The organism is Gemmatimonadaceae bacterium, from assembly GCA_019752115.1.
In the GTDB taxonomy this organism is placed as follows: domain Bacteria; phylum Gemmatimonadota; class Gemmatimonadetes; order Gemmatimonadales; family Gemmatimonadaceae; genus Gemmatimonas.
Genome location: JAIEMN010000009.1, coordinates 87,215 through 100,775, shown reverse-complemented (window position 1 = coordinate 100,775; position 13,561 = coordinate 87,215). Strand labels below are relative to the sequence as shown.

Below are 13,561 nucleotides of genomic sequence, written 5' to 3'. Positions count from 1 at the left end.
TCGTTCGGCGCCTTCGTCGAAATCGAGCCGGGCATCGACGGCCTCATTCACATCTCCGACATGTCCTGGACCAAGCGTGTCCAGCACCCGTCGGAAGTCGTGAAGAAGGGCGACGCCGTGGACGTGGTGATCCTCAACATCGACAGCGAGAACAAGCGCATCTCGCTCGGTCTCAAGCAGGCCGAGGAAGATCCGTGGCTTCGCATCGGTGAGACCTACCCGGTGGGCACCGAGCTCCCGGCCAAGGTCGTGCGCCTCATGGATAAGGGCGTCGTCATCGATCTCGGCAACGACATCGAAGGCTTCGTGCCCGTGAGCCAGCTGAACCCGGAAGGCACGGTTACGAACCCCGCCGATTTCGCGTGGGAAACGATGAACCTGAACACGCGGGTGCTCGAGGTCGATCCGATCCACCGCCGCATCGTGCTCACGGTGACGTCGGTGCCGGAAGAGCAGCCGCCCAAGCCGGCCGAGCCGAGCAAGGTGCACAGCTCGGAAGACGAGCTGGGTCTGTAAGCTCGCTTTGTGACAGTGCTGAAAACGAAGGCCCCGACAGCGATGCCGGGGCCTTCGTGTTTCTGTGATCTTGTGGCGCGATCCTCACAGGCGTTTCGGCACGGCTGCGGATGGGATGAGATGCTCAGCTCAGTGCGATCACGACTCGCCGGGATCGTCAGCCGTGCCCGGAGACCGAAAGTGAGCCGACCACATGAAGGTTGCGGTCGGAGCACACGTGGCAGAGACACGAAGGCAATCCATCGTCCGCGGTTCGCCAGCGCATTGAGCTGCCACACAAATCCACTCCCGCTAAGGCTCGTCCGCGAAACATCGAGCATATGGCCAAAAGAGAAATCATTTCGCATCAGTGTTCACAACCTGCAATTCGGCACTCTTGGGGATGGGACGAAGCGAACGCGGGGAACCTCATCAGATCAGCGGTCTAGCCAAGCTGAGCCATCCGCTCTTGAGGCGAGTCATCGAAAAGGCTTCGCCTTAAAGAAGTCGACAAAGCGCTGTTGCGACCTCGGCTGTGTGATAAATCGCTCTTGACATAATTCAGACTAGGGCGAATGGTTGCGCCGCCGCGGCGAGAGGAAATGCCCCTGCTCGGAACGTTTTTTCCATTTCTCTTGGGAGGTTTGTATGAGAAGGAATCTCTTTCGCCTGTTCGGCCTCGGCATCATCGCGATGGCGGCAAGCACCTCTGACGCGTCAGCGAAGGCATCGACCACGGCGCTGACCCCCTGTACAGACGCGTGTTTCAACCAATACATCGAGTGCCTGCAGTGGCACTCTGCCGGAGAGTGTTCGCAGGTGTGGTCGATTTGCACGAAGCTTTGTGGAGATACGTGATCTTTGAATTGTGTTGCGAATCCGTGCCTAGACTCTTCGGCCAGCGCTAACGGATTCTAGACCAAGTACATCATGGCGGGATCGGCACATGTAGCCGGTCCCGCCGCGATATCGGCGAGTCAATTGACTATCTCCTGATGCGAGGGATGTGATCGTGCGTAGTCGACTCGAGAGTGCCACTAATGTGGTGCTGATCGCTGGCGTCATTGTCGCTATCTGGACGATGCTCAAACCAACTGGCGATCCTCTCAGGCTTGAACTGACGAAGGTGGACTCACCGCTATACGAGAAGGCGCTCGAACTCGCCGAGATTCCAGAGAGTTCGCATTCCAAGCTGCTCGTAGTCTCGGACTATCAGTGTCCAGGGTGTCGTGCGATCGAGCCGACGCTCGACTCAATCGCGCGTCGAGGTGCTACTAGCATTGGCGTTATCCATCTTCCACTCAATCAGCATCGGCGCGCCTTTGACGCGGCACGACTCGCGGAGTGCGCCAGGAACGCGGGGAGATTCCGCGAAGTGCACACTCGACTGTTCGAGAGACAGGCGGACCTAGATACGCTTGATCTGCTCTCGCTCCTGTCTCCTACTGACGAAGCGACGCGACATTGCTTTGAAGCAAATAGCAGTGCCGACGTTGTGAAGGCACATACGGACTTGGCTACTCAGCTTCACGTCTCGGCGACCCCTACGATAATCATCAACGGTCGGCGCCTAAGTCGACTGCCTTCGAAGGATGAGCTAATACGACTGTTAGCAGATTAAGTTTGCCCGGGATTCCGGGAAACATCACTTCGAGAGAAGCTGGAATCATGGAAACCGGCTCACGGTTCTCGCCAGATGTACACGAGCGGGCTGCCCAGGTGGTCCTCGAGCAGGCGGATGAGCATGGAGCCCAGTGGGCTGCGATTCGGTCGGTAGCGGGCAAGATCGGCTTCTCAGGGACGCGCCGCGAAAGTCGGTCCACCGGCGCGATCGGGATCTCGGTACCCAGCCGGGATTAACGACCTACGATCAGGCGCTGGAACGAGCGTAGACGCCCCCGTCGGGCACACCGTCGGAAACTAGATGGCAGCGTTGGTGGGTCTCGGGAGGAAGATCCGTTGCGGCAGGTTCCCGAGGCTTTCGTGCGACCGAGCGGTGTTGTATCCGTACCGCAACTTTTCGCTGACGACACGTACCCCTGCGAGTGAAATTAACAACCACATATCGAGCACCTCCTCCCGAAAGCTGCGGTTGAACCGCTCGATGTGGGCGTGCTGATTTGGTTTCCAGGGGCCGATGTAGGCGAGCGTGAGGCCGTGCACAGTACACCATGCTCGCACGGCTTCGCCGATACACCCCGGGCCGTTGTCGCCGCGCAACTGCCGCGGCGCGCCATGCTGTGCGACGAGATCGTTGAGAACGTCGACCACGCGAGTGACTTTGTTAATGATCGTCCGATTCTCCCCACCGGTGATTGGTTCAAAGTCCCTACTCCGTGAAGATCACCGCTCCTCGTGAGCCGTGACAGTCGACCGCACCAACCCGGCTTTGCGCTTCTCTCGGAGCCGGTACGAGTCGCCCTTGATGTGGATCGTGGTGGCGTGATGCAGGAGTCGGTCGAGGATGGCGCTGGCGATGACGGCATCGCCGAAGACATCACCCCACGCGCCGAGGCTCTGATTGCTGGTCGGGAGGATCGCCCCGCGCTCGGAGCGTCGGCTGACGAGCTGGAAGAAGAGATTCGCCACATGCCGATCAATCGGGATGTAGCCGATCTCATCGATGATCAGCAGCTTCGGTTGGGTGAGCAGCTTGAGCCGTTCGTCGAGGCGATTCTCGTAGAGCGCCTTGCCCAGCGTGGTGATGATCGCCGTCGCCGTCGCAAACATCACGCGGAGCCCGGACGACACGCTTCCAGACCGAGCGCGACGCTGAGGTGCGTTTTGCCGACGCCTAGGTGTAGATGCTAAGGAGGTTGTTCACAGGGGATAGCAGTTACAAGCTGAGGTTGTCGAGGCCGTCACTCACAACCGCCAGAGCCTCCATGAACACCCACAAAAATGCCCGCCTCATCGCGTGGGCGCGACAGGAGATCGTGACCCGCGTGGAGGCGGGCGAGACGCAGGGCGCCATCGCCGCGGCGCTGGGCGTCTCGCGCGAGACCGTGAACAAGTGGTACCGCCGCCTGTCCCAGGCCGCGGAGCCGGCGCAGGCGGCCCCGGATCGCTCCTCACGCCCACAGACGTCACCGACGCGACTGCGACGTACGAAGCGGCGTCAGATCCGCAAAGCCCGTGAGAAGCGCTGGAGCAACCCGCGCATCGCGCAGCACCATGACATTCCGCTGTCGACCGTCACGGCCGAACTGCGTCGCCAGGGGCTGAACACGCTCGCCGCCCTCGAGCTGCCACGGCAGGTCGTGCGGTATGAACGGCCGCGGCCCGGAGAGCTGGTCCATCTCGACATCAAGAAGCTGGGGAAGATCGGGCGCGTCGGCCACCGGATTCACGGCAATCGCCGCACGCGGGTGACGGGCATCGGGTGGGAGTTCCTGCACGTCGCCATCGCCGATCACTCGCGCCTGACGTACGCCGAGGTGTTGCCCGACGAACTGGGCGAAACGACGGCCGCGTTCTTCGTGCGGGCCGTCGCCTGGTTCGCCAGCCACGGCATCACGGTCGAGCGGCTCCTGACGGACAACGGCAGCGCGTACCGCTCGCTGACCTTCGCCACCACGTGTCTTGAGCTCGGGATCAGTCAACGCCTTACTCGCGCCTACCGGCCCCAAACCAACGGCAAAGCCGAACGTGTGATCGGTACCCTGCTCACCGATTGGGCCTACGCGCGGGCCTTCGGACGCTCGTACTTGCGCACCCGCGCCCTCGACGACTACCTGCTCTTCTACAACTTTCAACGACGTCACAGCGCGCTGTACTATCTTCCCCCAGCCTCACGCCTACCTGCTGCGCTGTGAACAACGTCCATAGCAATTACATCTAGAGCACGCAGCGCATGCATCGCACAGGCAACTAGACCTGGCGCACCCTATCGCGACTCTTTTGCGAGGTACGCCGACGCTTGTCTTAAAAATCGCTTTCTCTCGGTTGAGCACCTCGACCTCGCGCTCGAGCCGACGGTTCTCTTCATACAGCGTCTCGCTACTCGGCGCGGCGCCGCGCCTCCGGATCCCGCTCGCGCACCAACGCGCGCAACTGATCCACGGTTACGTCGAACTCGCGCCCGACCTGCGCGAGCGGCACGCCTGGCTCGCGCCTCTCGTCCATCCGGACCGCCTCACGCTTGAACTCGTCGCCAAAAGTCCGGCGTGACTGGCGACCGCCTTGCTGATTCCGTTTCGTGAACTGCCGCTCGATGTAAACTAGGGAGAGGTAGTAGTCCACGAAATCGCGTCAAATCCACCGCACGTAAACGTGGCCGGAGTCGACCTGTGTCTGCGCCCCGTGCGCGGTTATGGACGAGCGAGGTCGCTGTTTTCGTGCGCGTCACCTGCAGCAGTGCCACGGACCTATGAAATAGCACAATCCGGCGCAAAAGTGGCGCTCCAACGGCTCGTTCGCGCTAACGTTCCCACAATGCCTGGATGCCGGGTCGCAATCGTAAGAAATCAACTAGGCTCTACCTTAGCGACTCGCGCTCGTCGTTACCATCCTCGGAAAGCGTGGACAAGGCGAGAGATGCGACAAAGCACTTGTCGCGACAGCCGCGAAGGTTTGCAAAGCTGCAGAGATCCAGTAGCGTGATCCGCCGAGGCTCGACTTGGTGGCGATCGCTTTGCGAAGAGCCGATGCAGACGCGCAACCGCCGTTCCACTCGGCCCCTTCAGCGCTAACAGAGGGGAGGACTAACTGCGTATGCTTCCAAGTCGGTCACAATAGGAACTGAAGAATCACGTATCGGAAACAGGAGTCGGTCCACTCGCCTGAGACTTCGAAGGACGGCGAAGTGCACTTCCCATCTTGGAAAAGACGCGAAGGTCTACCGATAACTGTAGCGGCTGCGCGACACCTGAGGGGGCATCGCCTCCACCAAACAAGAGCGCAGGTACAGACGATGCCACTCTCGGTTCAAGAGGGCCGACGCCGACTAACGTCCGACGATAAGCCCTGGCGAATCATCAGCGGTAGCCGCCGAATCCCCACCCCGCGCCCGACGACTCGGTCCGCCAAGAGTTCGTTCGGAACGGGAGTGGGAGCGGAAGCCCGCCAACGCCAATACGAGGAAGGACATTACAAAGAGAACGGTAGTAGCAGCTACCCTCAACGCGGACGCCTTGAACTGCGCCTCCTGCTGCGTACTCACAATCGTTTTCAGTTGTAAGGCATCGAGCAGGAAAACCACGAATGATGCTGCCAGGACGGCTGCAAATATCCCCGAGAACACACCCACGGTTTTGGACATGCCGCCACTCTCTAGCGAGCGGGACATTACAAGCAAAAGTAGCAGGCCTAGGAACGGAAGTAGAAGCACCGCCGAGAGCGCTCCGGCGGCATAGAATCGCCACTGAATATTCGAGAACTGCAACGGCCACAGCTGGGAGCCGGCCTGCACGAACGGCACGACAATCAGCAGGATGGCGCCCAGGAACAGGACGCGACGCAGGGACGGATCGTCGTGCAGATCGAGGAAATCAGACATGGAGACTTGGGGGTGACGTCAGGAAGGAATGAAGACTCAATACCCGGGGACCATGCAAACGACGTTCCAGCGAGCTCAGCCGAAACAAGCTCAGCCTGCGGGGCCCGCGTGCCAGCAGTGTGACAATGTAGCAGGACGGCGTGAGGAACGCTTCAGCTCGAGCGGGTGGCGGCCGATACACGGCTTTGTCCCGTGTTTCGCCCGGCATGGTCCGAATTGGCCGGGAGCGAAGGACCTCCGACGCAGGAGGACGCGGCCACGCTTCATGTTCGTTGCTGAGGATTGAATCCCATATGATCAAGACGAGCCGTCTGACCCTGCTCGCCATCGCGTTTGCTGTCACTGGCCCCTTCGTCCGCACGGCTCAGGCCCAGGACGAGAAGGTCTACCCCATCGCTGAAGTCACCGACAAGCCGAAGTTCGCCTCGTCGATCCGCGCCGCGGAGCTGATCCAGCAGTCGTATCCGGCCGACCTCAAGTCGCGCGGTGTCGGCGGCATGGTCGAGCTCCAGTTCGTCGTGGACTCGAAGGGCAAGGTGGATCCGGCCTCGGTCGAAGTCGTGGATGCGACGCAGACGGCCCTGGGTGAAGCGGCCAAGCGCGTGGTGGCCAAGCTGGACTTCCAGCCGGGCAAGGTGAACGGCGCGGCGGTGAAGACGAAGGTGGTGCTGCCGATCATCTACAAGCCGCAGTAATCAACGCGGCAACGCATAGCCCGGAGGGATTCCTCCGCGGCGCTCCAAAACGCCGATCCGATTGGGTCGGCGTTTGGCGTTTCGGGGACGGCGACCGTCCCCCTGCGCCGTTCCACGTGCTAGCTTGTCGCGCCATGAGCCAGTCATCCACCATGCGCGACAAGCTCGATCGGCTGTCGCAGGCCCGCGAGGCCGCGGAACAGGGCGGGGGCGCCGCGCGCGTCGCCCAGCAACATGCCAAGGGCAAGCTCTCGGCGCGCGAGCGCCTGGACGTCCTGCTCGACGAAGGCTCCTTCGTGGAGATCGACCGCTTCGTCACCTCGCGCTCCCTCGCACCGGGCGAGGCCCCGATCTACGGCGATGGGGTCGTGACCGGGCACGGTCGCATCGAAGGGCGCATGGTCTATGTCTTCTCGCAAGACTTCACCGTATTCGGCGGGTCGCTGTCCGAAGCGCATGCGGCCAAGATCTGCAAGATCATGGATCTCGCGGTCAAGAACGGCGCCCCGGTGATCGGGCTCAATGACTCGGGCGGCGCGCGCATTCAAGAAGGCGTGGTCTCGCTCGGCGGCTATGCCGACATCTTCCTGCGCAACACGCTCGCGTCCGGCGTCATTCCGCAGATCTCGGCCATCCTGGGCCCGTGCGCCGGTGGCGCGGTGTACTCACCGGCCATCACCGACTTCATCTACATGGTGCGCGGCACGAGCTACATGTTCGTGACGGGTCCCAACGTCGTGAAGACGGTGACGCACGAAGACGTCACCATGGAGCAGCTCGGCGGCGCCGACACGCACGCCGGCACAAGCGGCGTCGCGCACTTCGCCTGCGACTCCGAGCTTGCCTGCCTCCAGCACATCCGGGACCTCTTCCGCTATGTGCCCAGCAACAACGTCGATGATCCACCGCGCGGTCGCGGCACCGATCCGCGCGACCGACGCGACGAGTCGCTCCTCAGCATCGTCCCCGACAATCCGAACAAGCCGTATGACATGCACGAAGTCATCGGCCGTATTGTCGACGACGGCCACTTCTACGAAGTGCAGCCGGATTATGCGCCGAACATTCTCGTCGGCTTCGCGCATCTCGGCGGCTTCAGCGTGGGCATCGTGGCCAATCAGCCGGCCGTGCTCGCCGGCGTGCTCGATATCAACGCGTCCATGAAGGCCGCCCGCTTCGTGCGCTTCTGCGACTGCTTCAACATCCCCATTCTCACCATTGAGGATGTGCCCGGGTTTCTCCCCGGCGTGGCGCAGGAACACAACGGCATCATCAAGCACGGCGCCAAGCTGCTGTATGCCTACTGCGAAGCGACCGTGCCCAAGCTCACCGTGATCACGCGCAAGGCCTACGGCGGCGCGTATGACGTCATGAGCTCCAAGCACATCCGCGGCGACTACAACATTGCGTGGCCGACGGCCGAAATCGCCGTCATGGGTCCGAAGGGCGCGGTGGAGATTCTCTACCGCAAGGAGATCGCCGAGGCCGAGGATCCACAGGCCGCGCTGGACGCCCGCGTGGCGGAGTACACCGAGAAGTTCGCGAATCCCTACATCGCCGCCGCGCGTGGCTACGTCGATGACGTGATCGACCCGCGCGACACGCGCCCGCGCCTCATCGAGGCGCTCGAATCGCTGCGCGGCAAGCGGGACAAGAATCCGCCCAAGAAGCACGGCAACCTTCCGCTCTGAGCCTGCCCATGTTCACGAAGGTGCTGGTTGCCAATCGCGGCGAGATCGCACTGCGCGTCATTCGCGCGTGCCAGGAGTTGGGCGTCAAGACGGTCGCTGTGTACTCCGAGGCTGACGCGCACGCGCCGCATGTGCGCGAAGCCGACGAGGCCGTGCTCGTGGGACCGCCGCCGTCGAGCCAGAGCTACCTGCTCGGCGACAACCTCATCGCGGTGGCCAAGCGCGTTGGCGCCGAGGCCATTCACCCCGGCTACGGCTTTCTCTCCGAGCGCGCGTGGTTTGCGCGCGCCGTCCGCGAAGCCGGGTTGGTCTTCATTGGCCCGCCGGCTGAGGCCATCGAAGCCATGGGCTCGAAGACGGCGGCGCGTCAGCTCGCGATCGCGGCCGGTGTCCCCGTCGTGCCCGGCAACACGGAGGGCGTGAAGGATGCCGACGAGGCCATCGCGATTGCCGAGACCTACGGCTTTCCCGTGCTGCTCAAGGCGGCGGCCGGCGGCGGCGGGAAGGGCATGCGCGTCGTTCGAAGCAAGGACGAGCTGTCCGCCGCCCTCGACAGTGCCCGCCGCGAAGCCAAGAACGCCTTTGGCGATGACGCGGTGTATCTCGAGAAGTACATCGAAGGCCCGCGACACGTCGAGATCCAGGTACTGGCCGACCAACACGGCACGGTGCTGCATCTCGGCGAACGCGAATGCTCGGTGCAGCGTCGGCATCAGAAGATGATCGAGGAAGCCCCAAGTGTTGCCGTCTCGCCGGAACTGCGCGCGCGCATGGGCGCGACCGCGGTGGCCGCCGCGAAAGCAGCCGGCTACGTCAATGCGGGCACCTGTGAGTTCCTCCTCGACAAGGACGGGCAGTTCTACTTCCTCGAGATGAACACGCGCATTCAGGTGGAGCATCCGGTCACCGAGCTCGTGATGGGGCTGGATTTGGTGCAGTGGCAGATCCGCATCGCGGCGGGGGAGAAACTGCCGTTCGCGCAGAAGGACTTCGCGCCGCGCGGATGGGCCATGGAGTGCCGGATCACCAGTGAGGACCCGACGAACGGCTTTCTGCCGAGCACCGGGCGGATCGAGTACCTCCACCTGCCCAGCGGCCCCGGCGTGCGATGGGACGGCGGCGTGGAGGCGGGGAGCACCATCGGGCTCCACTACGACCCCATGCTCGCCAAACTCATCGTGCATGCCCCCACGCGCGCGCTGGCGATCGCGCGCATGCGGCGCGCCCTGCTCGAACTCACGATCGACGGGATCGAGACATCGCGCGGCTTTCATCTGCGCGTGATGGATCACCCGGACTTTCAGCGCGGCGACATCAGCATTCAGTGGCTGGAGCAGAATCTGCCGGCGCTCACCGGGCCACGCGCCGACGCGTCCGCGCTCGAGCTCGCGGCCATCGCTGCGGCGCTGGTCGCGCACGAAGAGCGCACGAGCGGCCACAGCGCGGCACCTGTGGCCGGGGCGGCACCAGTCACGAGCGCGACGTCCGGTCCCTCGTGGGCCGCGGTCGCACGCCGTGAGGGGCTGCGCGCCACGTGAAGCGACGTCCGGCACGCGTGCCTCGCCGCACGGCCCAGCCAGCGCCCAGCGAAGAAGCCGTCGCCACGTTGACCATCGACCGCCTCGCGGCCGGTGGCGACGGCGTCGGACGCCTCGATGGCCTGGCGGTCTTCGTGCCGCGCACCGCCCCCGGCGATACCGTGCAAGTGGCATATCGGGTGCACGGGCGGCTGGGGCGGGGGCGCGTCCTCCAGACGCTCACGCCATCGGCAGACCGTATAGCGCCCGCCTGTCCGCATTACGTTGCCGACGCGTGCGGGGGCTGCCAGCTGCAGCATCTCAACGCCGATGCCCAGCGCACAGCACGCCGCCAGATCGTGCAGGAGACGCTCGCCCGGCTCGCGCGTCGTGACGTACCGCTGCCGACGCTCACGTCGGACATTCAGTGGGGCTATCGAGGGCGCCTGACGCTCACGATTCAGCAGCGTGGCGGCCGATGGATCGGCGGACTGCACGCGCACGACGATGCGAAGCGGATCTTTGCGTTGGAGCAGTGCCCGATCGCGCACCCGGACCTCGTCGCCGCCTGGCATCATGTGCGCTCCCGCCTGCGGCTGCAGGCCATGCCGCTCGCCAACACGTTGCGGCTAAGTCTCCGCCTCGATGCCGGCGACGACGGCCGCGGGGTGGCGGTCGTGGTGCAAGGCGGGCTGGCCTGGCCCTCCGCCGCCGCGTTTGCCGAAGCGGTGATGGTCACGCCGAAGGACGGTTCCGCGCCGCCCATCACGGCCGTGTGGTGGACGAATGAGGCGGGGCAGACCACCTGGTGCGGCGGTCGCGCTCGCACGGAGACGCCCCTGGCCGACGAGACCGCCGCCGACCCGACGTCGACGAGCGACGGCGCCGAGTTCGCCCCGAGTGCCACGGAAGCCCTGGCCTTTGCGCAGGTGAACCCGACCGTTGCCGACGCGCTGCGCGCGCGCGTGCTGGCCGCGGTGATGCAGTTCGCGCCGCGCCGCGTCCTCGATGCCTATGCCGGTACGGGGCCGCTGGCGGAGGCGCTGGCGCTCGCCGAGGTGGACGTCCTGGCGATCGAGGCCGACCGCGCGGGCGCGAAGGCGGCCGTGGCGCGACTCGAGCCGCACGACCTCGCGATCCGTAAGCGGGTCCGCGTCGTGTGCGATCTCGTGGAGCGGGCGCTGCCCGCGCCAACCGCGCGGGATCTGCCCGAGGTCGTCGTCGTCAATCCGCCTCGGCGCGGCGTGGATGCGCGAGTCACGACGTGGCTCGAGGCGGTGTCCGACACGGTGCGGGGCATTGTGTACATCAGTTGCAACCCGGCGACGCTAGCGCGCGATCTCGCGCGCCTCCCCGGATGGCGCATCGCCAGCGTCGAATGCTTTGACATGTTTCCGCAGACCGCACACGTGGAGACCGTGTGCGTCCTGCGCCGGACGACCGACCCAGAGGGTGCATGAAGTACATCGTGGACGTGAACGGCGAACGGATCACCGTGGACCTGGATGGCACGCACGCCGAGGTCAATGGCGTCCGGCACGAAGTGGCACTGTCGGCGGTGCCCGGGACACCGGTGCGCCTCGTGCGCCTCGGTGAGCAGGTCCACCGGGTCACTGCGCGCCGCGGCGCCGGTCGTGGACAATGGGTGCTCGATGTGGATGGGCAGCGCGTGGCCGCCGAGGCGCTGGACGAGCGGATGCGCGCGATTCGCGATCTCACCGCCGCGTCGGAGGCGGCGTCCGGTCCGGCGCCCCTCATTGCGCCGATGCCGGGGCTCGTGGTGCGAGTTGCCGTCGGGGTGGGCGACGAGGTGGCTGCCGGGCAGGGGCTCGTCGTGATCGAGGCGATGAAGATGGAGAACGAACTGCGCAGCCCGTCGGCCGGCGTGGTGACGGCGGTGAAGGCCGTGCCCGGTCAACCAGTGGAAAAGGGGGCCGTGCTCGTCGAGCTCGGCCCCCTGGCTGGCTGATCCATCGCTGGCGCCCCCGGCGGTCCCGGGGGTGTCGCCTTACGCGGCCGGCGCGTTCCGGCGCATGCGGTTCACACCCTTGATGACGAGGAACAGGGTGAAGGCCACGATCAGAAACGTGAGGATCTGATTGAGGAACGTGCCGTAGGCCAGGACCGGCGCGCCGGCCTTTTTGGCGTCGGCCAGGGTCGCAAACGGCCCGCCCGAGAGGGCGACGAAGCGGTTGGTGAAGTCGATGCCGCCGGTGAGCAGTCCGACCACCGGCATGATGATGTCATTCACCATGCTGTCGACGATCTTCTGAAAGGCCCCGCCGATGACCACGCCGATGGCGAGGTCCATGACGCTGCCCTTCATGGCGAATTCCTTGAACTCCGACATCATCGACATGGCCAATCCCTGGCTGAAAGGTGGAGAGTGGGCCCGCCGTCGGACCGACCCGTAGCGGCAGAGTGCGCCCCGGACCAGCGGTTGGCAAGGCATGGCGGGGTCCGGTGAGGTCGCCCCGCGGCCCCGCGGCTGGGCTGAGCCTGTGTCCCAGCTCCCGCGAGAAGGTCCAACCCTTGGATTGACAGCGACTTCAAGGCTGAGTAAGCTACGAGTCTGTCCCGTTTTCCCGGGATTTTTGCTTCTTTTTTCGCCGCTACCCGTCGGAGACCTGGCGACAGGTCGCACCGGCAGCCATTCGGCAGCCTTTTCATCACGCACCGCCACCCGGTTGCCGGGTCGGCGTAATTCGTACGGATCACGTCAGCATGAAGACCTACAGCGCGACCCCGAAGGATATCGACCGTCGGTGGTACATCGTCGACGCGGAAGGAATGGTCCTGGGCCGGCTCGCGTCGGAAGTCGCGAAGATCATCCGCGGCAAGCACAAGCCCATGTACACGCCGCACATGGACACGGGTGACTTCGTCATCGTGATCAATGCGTCCAAGGTGCAGGTCACCGGTCGCAAGGCGGAGCAGAAGACCTATTTCAGCCACACCGGCTACATGGGTCACGAAAAGCACACGCCGTTCGCGTCGGTGCTCGCCAAGCACCCGGAGCGCATCATCGAGAAGGCGGTCTACGGCATGCTGCCGAAGACGGCGCTGGGTCGTCAGGTGCTCCGCCGCAAACTGCGCGTGTTCGCCGGTGCCGAGCATCCGCATATCGCGCAGAACCCGGCCAAGCTCACCTTCGAAACCGCCGAGGCCAAGTAATGTCGGAACAGATTCAGGCCGTCGGCCGTCGCAAGGAGGCGGTGTGCCGCCTCTACCTCACGCCCGGCTCGGGCAAGTGGGATGTCAACGGCCGGACGCTGGGTGATTACTTCCCGCGCCCGACGCTCGTGTCGGCCATTCAGCAGCCGTTCACGCTCACCGACACGCTCGGCCGCTTCGATGTGAAGGCCGTGCTCGATGGCGGTGGCATGTCGGGTCAGGCGGGCGCGGTGCGGCTCGCCGTGGCGCGCGCCCTCGTCAAGCTCGACGAGAGCAACCGCAAGAAGCTTCGCGAGTTCGGCCTCCTCACGCGCGACGCGCGCGAGGTCGAGCGCAAGAAGCCGGGCCGCGCTGGCGCCCGCAAGCGCTTCCAGTTCTCCAAGCGCTAATCGACACCGCCCGGCGCCTCGTGCGCCGGGCCGTCGAGCAGCACCGGGCTTCGGCCCGCATCTCACACGCCGTCTGAGCCCTTCGCGGGTGCCGCGCTCCCCG

General features: G+C 64.6%; 15 protein-coding genes. 10 read left to right on the top strand and 5 right to left on the bottom strand.

Annotation, left to right across the window (positions count from 1 at the left end):
• Together K2R93_04975 and K2R93_04970 are read left to right on the top strand one after the other, a co-directional pair.
• A partial coding sequence (locus tag K2R93_04975) for a S1 RNA-binding domain-containing protein (protein MBY0489172.1) occupies positions 1 to 516 on the top strand: 516 nt, incomplete at its 5' end.
• Positions 517 to 1,507: 991 nt separating this feature from the next.
• Entirely contained in the window at positions 1,508 to 2,116 is a 609-nt protein-coding gene (locus K2R93_04970; GenBank protein MBY0489171.1) for a DsbA family protein, read from the top strand.
• Between the two features lie 299 nt (positions 2,117 to 2,415).
• On the opposite strand, the gene K2R93_04965 is transcribed toward K2R93_04970, so the two are convergent.
• Both K2R93_04965 and K2R93_04960 read right to left on the bottom strand, forming a co-directional pair.
• Complete coding sequence (locus tag K2R93_04965) at positions 2,416 to 2,766, bottom strand: transposase (GenBank protein MBY0489170.1); 351 nt, start codon at positions 2,764 to 2,766, stop codon at positions 2,416 to 2,418.
• Between the two features lie 72 nt (positions 2,767 to 2,838).
• Positions 2,839 to 3,225: an ATP-binding protein gene (locus tag K2R93_04960; GenBank protein ID MBY0489169.1), complete on the bottom strand. Its 387-nt coding sequence runs from the start codon at positions 3,223 to 3,225 to the stop codon at positions 2,839 to 2,841.
• A gap of 155 nt (positions 3,226 to 3,380) precedes the next feature.
• On the opposite strand from K2R93_04960, the gene K2R93_04955 reads away from it, so the two are divergent.
• Entirely contained in the window at positions 3,381 to 4,310 is a 930-nt protein-coding gene (locus tag K2R93_04955) for an IS481 family transposase (GenBank protein MBY0489168.1), read from the top strand.
• Positions 4,311 to 4,494: 184 nt separating this feature from the next.
• On the opposite strand, the gene K2R93_04950 is transcribed toward K2R93_04955, so the two are convergent.
• Positions 4,495 to 4,737 (bottom strand): hypothetical protein, encoded by a 243-nt coding sequence (locus K2R93_04950; GenBank protein ID MBY0489167.1) that lies wholly within the window; start codon positions 4,735 to 4,737, stop codon positions 4,495 to 4,497.
• 703 nt (positions 4,738 to 5,440) lie between these two features.
• On the bottom strand, positions 5,441 to 5,992 hold the full coding sequence (locus K2R93_04945; GenBank protein MBY0489166.1) for a hypothetical protein: 552 nt from the start codon (positions 5,990 to 5,992) through the stop codon (positions 5,441 to 5,443).
• Between the two features lie 293 nt (positions 5,993 to 6,285).
• On the opposite strand from K2R93_04945, the gene K2R93_04940 reads away from it, so the two are divergent.
• The 5 genes from K2R93_04940 to K2R93_04920 all read left to right on the top strand — a co-directional run bounded on the left by K2R93_04940 (position 6,286) and on the right by K2R93_04920 (position 11,864).
• A complete protein-coding gene (locus K2R93_04940; protein ID MBY0489165.1) occupies positions 6,286 to 6,687 on the top strand; it encodes an energy transducer TonB in 402 nt (133 codons plus the stop codon).
• Between the two features lie 152 nt (positions 6,688 to 6,839).
• The gene (locus tag K2R93_04935; protein MBY0489164.1) at positions 6,840 to 8,378 is read left to right on the top strand and encodes an acyl-CoA carboxylase subunit beta; all 1,539 of its coding nucleotides are present in this window, start codon (positions 6,840 to 6,842) and stop codon (positions 8,376 to 8,378) included.
• Positions 8,379 to 8,386: 8 nt separating this feature from the next.
• Positions 8,387 to 9,916, top strand: coding sequence for an acetyl-CoA carboxylase biotin carboxylase subunit (gene accC / locus K2R93_04930; GenBank protein ID MBY0489163.1), 1,530 nt, complete (start codon positions 8,387 to 8,389; stop codon positions 9,914 to 9,916).
• Positions 9,913 to 11,355 carry a hypothetical protein gene (locus tag K2R93_04925; GenBank protein ID MBY0489162.1) on the top strand — a complete coding sequence of 481 codons (1,443 nt, stop codon included), beginning with the start codon at positions 9,913 to 9,915 and terminating at the stop codon, positions 11,353 to 11,355. Before accC ends, K2R93_04925 begins: the two co-directional genes overlap by 4 nt.
• Positions 11,352 to 11,864: a biotin/lipoyl-binding protein gene (locus K2R93_04920; GenBank protein ID MBY0489161.1), complete on the top strand. Its 513-nt coding sequence runs from the start codon at positions 11,352 to 11,354 to the stop codon at positions 11,862 to 11,864. The genes K2R93_04925 and K2R93_04920 overlap by 4 nt, the downstream gene beginning before the upstream one ends.
• 39 nt (positions 11,865 to 11,903) lie before the next feature.
• Here the strand turns inward: K2R93_04920 and mscL are convergent, their stop codons facing one another.
• Positions 11,904 to 12,254, bottom strand: coding sequence for a large conductance mechanosensitive channel protein MscL (mscL, locus tag K2R93_04915; GenBank protein MBY0489160.1), 351 nt, complete (start codon positions 12,252 to 12,254; stop codon positions 11,904 to 11,906).
• Positions 12,255 to 12,619: 365 nt separating this feature from the next.
• Between mscL and rplM the strand changes: the two genes are divergently transcribed.
• A complete protein-coding gene (gene rplM, locus K2R93_04910; GenBank protein MBY0489159.1) occupies positions 12,620 to 13,069 on the top strand; it encodes a 50S ribosomal protein L13 in 450 nt (149 codons plus the stop codon).
• Positions 13,069 to 13,458 carry a 30S ribosomal protein S9 gene (rpsI, locus tag K2R93_04905; protein MBY0489158.1) on the top strand — a complete coding sequence of 130 codons (390 nt, stop codon included), beginning with the start codon at positions 13,069 to 13,071 and terminating at the stop codon, positions 13,456 to 13,458. Before rplM ends, rpsI begins: the two co-directional genes overlap by 1 nt.
• The last annotated feature ends 103 nt before the right edge of the window (positions 13,459 to 13,561 follow it).